7 protein-coding genes and 1 pseudogene are annotated in these 6,646 nt (G+C 38.9%); 7 read left to right on the forward strand and 1 reads right to left on the reverse strand.

The genetic code is table 11. The features are described from left to right. Positions 1–3 precede the first annotated feature (3 nt). Positions 4–612 carry a hypothetical protein gene (locus ACVBIK_RS20495; protein WP_447170406.1) on the reverse strand — a complete coding sequence of 203 codons (609 nt, stop codon included), beginning with the start codon at positions 610–612 and terminating at the stop codon, positions 4–6. Between the two features lie 751 nt (positions 613–1,363). On the opposite strand from ACVBIK_RS20495, the gene ACVBIK_RS20500 reads away from it, so the two are divergent. The 7 genes and pseudogenes from ACVBIK_RS20500 to ACVBIK_RS20530 form a co-directional block, all read left to right on the forward strand. Further along, positions 1,364–1,933, forward strand: coding sequence for a hypothetical protein (locus tag ACVBIK_RS20500; protein WP_447170407.1), 570 nt, complete (start codon positions 1,364–1,366; stop codon positions 1,931–1,933). A 387-nt stretch (positions 1,934–2,320) separates the two neighbouring features. Then, the gene (locus ACVBIK_RS20505) at positions 2,321–2,926 is read left to right on the forward strand and encodes a Mu transposase domain-containing protein (RefSeq protein WP_447170408.1); all 606 of its coding nucleotides are present in this window, start codon (positions 2,321–2,323) and stop codon (positions 2,924–2,926) included. Then, on the forward strand, positions 2,916–3,674 hold the full coding sequence (gene istB, locus ACVBIK_RS20510; protein WP_239893205.1) for an IS21-like element helper ATPase IstB: 759 nt from the start codon (positions 2,916–2,918) through the stop codon (positions 3,672–3,674). The genes ACVBIK_RS20505 and istB overlap by 11 nt, the downstream gene beginning before the upstream one ends. A 2-nt stretch (positions 3,675–3,676) precedes the next feature. Further along, the gene (locus tag ACVBIK_RS20515; protein WP_447170409.1) at positions 3,677–4,159 is read left to right on the forward strand and encodes a hypothetical protein; all 483 of its coding nucleotides are present in this window, start codon (positions 3,677–3,679) and stop codon (positions 4,157–4,159) included. Beyond that, on the forward strand, positions 4,140–5,093 hold the full coding sequence (locus ACVBIK_RS20520) for a tyrosine-type recombinase/integrase (protein WP_447170410.1): 954 nt from the start codon (positions 4,140–4,142) through the stop codon (positions 5,091–5,093). The genes ACVBIK_RS20515 and ACVBIK_RS20520 overlap by 20 nt, the downstream gene beginning before the upstream one ends. Positions 5,094–5,218: 125 nt before the next feature. Beyond that, entirely contained in the window at positions 5,219–5,818 is a 600-nt protein-coding gene (locus ACVBIK_RS20525) for an RHS repeat-associated core domain-containing protein (protein WP_447170411.1), read from the forward strand. Positions 5,819–6,323: 505 nt separating this feature from the next. Beyond that, positions 6,324–6,646 (forward strand): annotated as a pseudogene (locus ACVBIK_RS20530) (group II intron maturase-specific domain-containing protein); the annotation flags it as partial.

Genomic DNA, 6,646 nt, shown 5'->3' on the forward strand with positions numbered 1-6,646 from the left:
AGTTCAGAGCGAGTGACAAAATTGTGTTCTAGGGATTGGGCAAGTGTGACCAGTTAATTTTCCAGTTTGGTATAAATTGACAAAGCTATCAGAAATTGGCTTATCTAATTGAACCCTTCTTATCTGATAAGTGCTCCTATCAAAAGAATGCCTTAACAATAACAAGCAAGCGAGGCTACTTAGACTATTCAATTCAAATACTTTTTTTATTAAGCTAGCTGTTATCGTTTTTAGCTCGAATTTTCCTAACCTATTAAGCTGAGCTTTAAAAATAAGATGTTGAACATTTGGATCTAATTTATTGAAATATACAGGTTTTATATTTCTTTCGATACAGAAAATTGCATACCAAATCGGTGAATAAAAAAGTTGAGCAACGCCGGGTACCTTCTCATCCATTTTTAGAACAGTTTCTTGAGAAGGAATAGACTTCCCTTTTAGTAGCTTTGTAAATTTTCCAGAGCGAGCATAATTATTTTTTTCTGTTGAAAAAGACTTCCCGATACTGTTGCCGTTCATTGGGATATTAAGAGCATTGCAAACAAAAGCAAAGCAACATTCAGTTCGAAGAGAATTGGTTTTAGACTCTAGAGTGATAACATGTTCATTCATAGTCGCAATCGATTAAGTGAATTGAGTTTGATGTTTTTAACGGTGTTTTTTACCATCCAAGCTCGAAAAACAGATAAATTTTAACTTTATTTTCACGTGGTTTTTTGCAATAAAAAGGTCATTACTGGGAATAACTTGCTATCTAAAGACAAGCAAACATATTCTGAATATAAAAAAACAAACAAAATCAGAACAATTCCCTAGCTTTACCATGCTAAACCTTCATTTTAACTATAGATGACCATTTTTATTTTGCACGTAACGTATTCCACATCTTTACGTATTGCATTGACTGAAAACGGCATCTAAGTTGAAAGTAAATTCGCAGCTGTAACGAGAAGGTAATATGGGCACAGCTCTAATCGACAAGCTTATAAATGAGTGGCTAAGAAGGCATTACTATTATTTAGCAACTCGCTGCGTGGTAGCCCCTAGAATTGTATCCACCAAGTTCTTTCGAGAAAACACAACTAGCAAGAGTGCTTTTTTGGACAATAGTCAAGGAAGGTTTGCTTTGTACTGTGATGTTGCTTAGTCGCTAGCAAAGTAAATTTAAGGAAAATTAATGAAGAACATTTAATTTTATTAGGCGCAAAAACAATCTCGGCGAGGCTAGCACCAAAACTGAGATTGCTGAGTTACTTTGTCATGAATCCGACTTAGTAACTATGTAATCCTACTGATATATTGTCAAGTTGTCATATCAGACAAGGCATCACTGCGCCTTTGTTTTAACTAAACAGAGGTATATATGATAGCAACTCACAAATTTAGAAATGTACTCTGGCATTTAATTTTTTATGCCGACTATTCAAATCGTTATATAGCTACCCTCACACGGTGTTCACACCCCGTGGTGAGCACGATACGTTCAAAATTAGCTAAATTACAACTTACTTGGATAGCCATTAAGCAAATGTCGAACAGTGAGCTAAAAAGTGTATTCTATCCTAAGCTCACCATCCGTAAATCGAGTAAAGTTCCCCCTGATTATGCTGAGGTACTCAGACAAAAAGAACTGCCTCGAAAGAAGCAGAAATCATTGGCTATCCAATATATTGAGTACCGTATTCAATACGGAGATCGTGCTTATAAACAAACTATCTTTTATGGGTTAATTAGAGCTTTTCTTAAGAAAAACAATGCCACTATGACACAGTTTTACCGCCCCGGTGAAGTGATGTTCATTGATTACTTAGGCAGTAAAGCCAAGTATAAAAAAAGTGGAAAAGTGATTTTTCTTCCTGTATTTGTCGCTTGCCTTGGCTACTCTAAAAAGCTCTTTTCCCTCGCAACAAAAGATATGAAATCTGAAATCTGAAAGCTGGGTACAGGGTATCGTAAAGGCATTTGATTATTTTGGCGGTGTTCCCGAAGTTATTCAATTTGATAATGCAAAAGCGATGGTGACTACAGCTAAATTGATCGCACTACTCAATGAAAACGCAAGAGCAGTATCTGAGCACTATGGCAACATCTGCGATACCTCAAGAGTAGGCACCCCAAAAGACAACGCTAATGCTGAAAATACGGCAAAAATTGTCACGACCCAAATAATTGCCCCAATGAGTCAAGACATAACTTTTTTTCTGAAGACGAGGTTAATGCTTACCTTTTTACGGAAGTAGAACGTCTTAATCATCAGCCTTTTCAAAAGCACGATTATAGCCGTCAGGACCTTTTTGAAGAAAAGGAAAAACAAGCGCTTATGCTTCTACCCGCTAAGCCATTTACCCCCTTTATTCATGCTAAATCTTGTCATGTACCGGCAACCTATCTAGTTGAGCACAATGAGCACCGCTACTCAGTGCCGTACACACTCATTGGTGAAAAAGTCCATATTCGTATCACTTTGGAAGAAATCATTGTTGTTAGTGAGGATAAAGAAGTCGCACGCCATTCAATAAGTGATGAAAAAGGCGGTGTATCTATTGAGCAAACACATATGAAACCAAGCCACTTAGCGGAGCAGCGCAAATCTATGCCTATCTTTATGGCCTGGGCTAAAGAGATTGGCCAAGACGCAGAGCATCTGATTGAAAAGCAATATGCTAAAACATCCAATCCAAATTCAAGAGTGATTGGTAAACGTTGTGCTGCATTGCAAAAACTTGAGGCGAAAGTAGGTAGTGAAATATTTCTAAGTGCTTGTCGTTACGTTCTTGAGCGTGAAGCGGAAGATTTATTTTCGCCCACTGATATTGAATTAGTTATTCGAGCAAAAGCTTATGAATATAATGATGTACCACAGGACTTATTGCACGCCAATGTTAGAGGTAGTCAGTATTTCGAAGGAGACAGACATGAGCACTAAATTGTTACTTAGATTATGTAATAAGCTTAAATTAACTGGTGTCGCACAGGCGTTAGTAGTGCAAGCAAAAGCAACCGAATACATAGAAATGCCTTTTGATGAACGTCTTGAAGAGCTGTTAAATGCCCAACTTTGCTTTGCACAAGATAAACGGCAGCAAACCTTATTAAGACGAGCAAAGCTTCGTTTTCCCGATGCCTATGTTGACGGTATTGAATATGAGTTTTATCCCAAGTTAAAGGTATCTACGATAAACCTGCTAGCAAAATGTGAATGGATCAAGAGTCATCAACATGTGTTGCTTATTGGGCCGACAGGAAAAGGTAAAACCACACTCGCTTGTGCGCTAGCTAATGAAGCAATAAAGCGACAAATACCAGTATTGTTTTATCGCATGGCTAATTTGTTATTAGAGCTAGTCGCGGCCAAAAAAGAAAATACACTTGCCGTATTAACACGCAAGATTAATCGTGTGCCACTACTCATTTTAGATGATTGGGGGAATGCATTAATGAGCAGCGAAGAGCGTCATTTATTCTTTGAGCTGGTTGAAGCTCGTGACCAAGGTGCTTCGTTAATCATAACCTCACAATATCCTGTGACCACTTGGCATGAGTCCTTTCAGGATGCAACCATTGCTGATTCTGTATTAGATCGCATTATCCATAAAAGCCATAAGATTGAACTAAAAGGTGAGTCTATTCGCAAATTGATCGGTGAAAAAGCACTAAACAAAAAGGGGGGATAGTCATGCGGACAAGTAACGAAAGCTACCTAAGTGTGTTAGGTCAAATTAACCTTGACGATTTATATATCCAGCAAGCATTTGAGCATTATCAGCGCCAGTTTGCATGCAGTGATATTGCCCAAAAGTTTGTTCACATGAATTGCCTGATAGAAGAGCAAACACAACATATCAATGATGTTGGTTTTTGCGATCGGACCTTAGGTAAATGTATTCCGAAGTGTCGCACGCCTGAAGGGGCTGCTATACGTGGGAGCTTGCAACGAAGTGGCTTAGTTCGTTCAAGCGGTCATGAATTATTCCGTGGCTGTATTGTTTTCCCAACCATTGATAGTGGGCAAATTGTTTCAGCAACAGGCTACCGAATTGGTCGTATTCGAAGTGGCGACAAAGCGATAGTTTACTGGCATAAACCAGAGCCAAAAGCATTTGTAGATGCAGGCATAGCCTATGCGAAGGAACTAATTCATGGACAAACCTACCACTAAGCTATTTTGGCCTTGTGTAGAGTATTATCTTGAGCTTTGTCTTGCCAAAGGGCAAAGCTCTGATACCGTTCGCAATAAGCGAGGAGGCCTTAAGAAGTTTATACTTTGGTGTGAAGCGCAAAGTATCAGTACCATAGACTTGGTTAGCCTAGACTTGATGGATGACTATGCTGCTTATCTTAATAGCTATCGTAAACAGCTGGATAACGAACCGTTAGGGTCTGCTCAAAAACGCAGTTTACTGACGTATGTAAAAACTTTTGTAAAGTATATGCACAGAAAGGGATTGTTATCGAAGAACACTCTAGCGGATATCGAATTACCAAGTAAAGGGCACCAGATACCCAAAGCACTATACAGCGTTGAAGAAATCAAAGTTATCTTAGAGCAGCCGTTATTGTTTGGCATTAAGGGGCTAAGAGATAGAGCAATACTCGAAACATTTTTTGCCACCGGTATTCGCCGTGGTGAGCTGGTTAAGCTCAATATTGATGATATTGACTTTACTGGGAAAATGGTGCGTGTACATGGTAAAGGCAAGAAAGAACGACTAGTGCCTATAAGCCAGCGTGGGTGTGAATGGCTTGCGTTTTACATTGGCAAGATTCGACCAATGTTTGCCTTTATCAGCTCAGGAAAAGCATTGTTTTTAGCGAATAACGGCAAACGCTATGTACCAGGTAAATTATCAGATATGGCTTCACAATATGTCAAATTAGCAGGATTTGACCGTACAGGTGCTTGCCACTTATTCCGCCATAATACCGCAACCACCATGTTAGATAATGGTGCTGACTTACGTTACATCCAAGAGATGCTCGGTCATGCCAGCATTCTCACCACTCAGTTATATACCCATGTCAGCCGTAAAAAACTGTCTCAAGTCTATGAAGCTACTCACCCTTCGGCTGAAGGTGGTAGCGGGTTGTTTTAATTAGTAAGTTTTAAACCTTCTTCTTGCCAATTAGTTAGCTATTTTGCACAATGAGAATCTAGGAATATATGAAAAATTAGCGTTTTATTCTAATTTTTAATGGATCGTAGTTCGTACTAATTTATATGCAGGCACGATACTATGATCCACTTATTGGCCGTTTTTATTCGAATGACCCGGTTGGTTTTAAAAATGTTCACAACTTTAATCGTTATGCTTACGCTGCGAACAACCCTTATAGATACACAGACCCAGATGGTAAAGACTTTAAAGCTACATATATTTCTTTAAAAATGCCTTTTTACGGCTCTGTTGATGTTGGGATAGTAACATTTACGCCAAATTCTGCTGGTGATGGTTCGACGACGAGTGGTGCTTTTGCTCGAATCAATAGAAGTGCTTCTGAAGTTGATGGTGATTCATCCAAAGGATTTTTAAAACAAACAGGAATTAAAGTTGGAGCAATTGGAGGCGCTACCTTTGGCAAAGAGGAAGGTAGTCATACTTCCGAAACTTTTCAAGGAACTGACGCGTCAATTGATGCAGGACTTGGTCCTGTAGCAGTTTCATTAGGGGGGCTAGCATCTGGTGAGACTTCTGTGGCTACTGAAATTGGGGCGGCCATAGGTCTTGATGCTAGTGTTAGCCAGACTGTTACAATAACGAATGAAGATATTGGACAAGCGGTAACTAAAGCCTATGAAGCTATTAAAGAAACCTTCTAAGATAATATTTGTAGGGGCAAATAAATGAAAAGATCCATAAAATTTAAGTTGGCGTTGTTAATTCAAGTGTTACTCACTGTGGTTTACAAGCTTATTGTTGTAAAAGGAAGCGCTCTGCATGAAATACTATTTTGGGTTGGGATGACACTAGGTATCTACATATTTTATATGGTGTTTGGATATTTTTGCCATCATTGTAATAAGAATCAGATCATGAAAGGTTATTTTTCATATAGGCTTCCTAGCGATACTTGCTGGCATTGTGGTAAAAAGTTAAAGGGGTAAGTTAAACGTCTCACGCCTATGGTATTAAAGCCCCGCTAGGGGCTTTATTTTTGGCTGCTTTGAAGGCCATACAGAAATGAACCAGAAGCTATGCACTCGCTGACCGTAAGGTTTAAATTAGCATTTCTTTGTTTCTTCTGCCGAAACCATTCGGAATAGTCTGCCAGTTTACTTTGGATCTGATGCTGGATTTGTTCGGAATGCCTGCTGAGAGTGATTGGATTTTGCAATCACAGGTTCTTCGAAGGAAGTGCTCGTTAATGAAATCAAACCGCAGCTAATTGGTTTTCTACAGGAAAGAGGCTTTAACTCTCTGATGAGAAAACGCACATAACTCATATCGATGATGGTTTTGACTTTCTGGGATTCAATCTTAGAAAGTACAAAGGCAAATTGCTCATTAAGCCGAGTAAAAGTAACGTTCTATCATTTTTGAGTAATCTACGTGAATTCATCAGAAAGCATCCAACAATCCCCGTTAACGATTTAATCAAAATATTGAATCCGAAACTGAGAGGATGGGCGAACTATTATCGCCACAGT

The sequence above is a fragment of the Shewanella sp. 125m-1 genome (genome assembly GCF_052977065.1).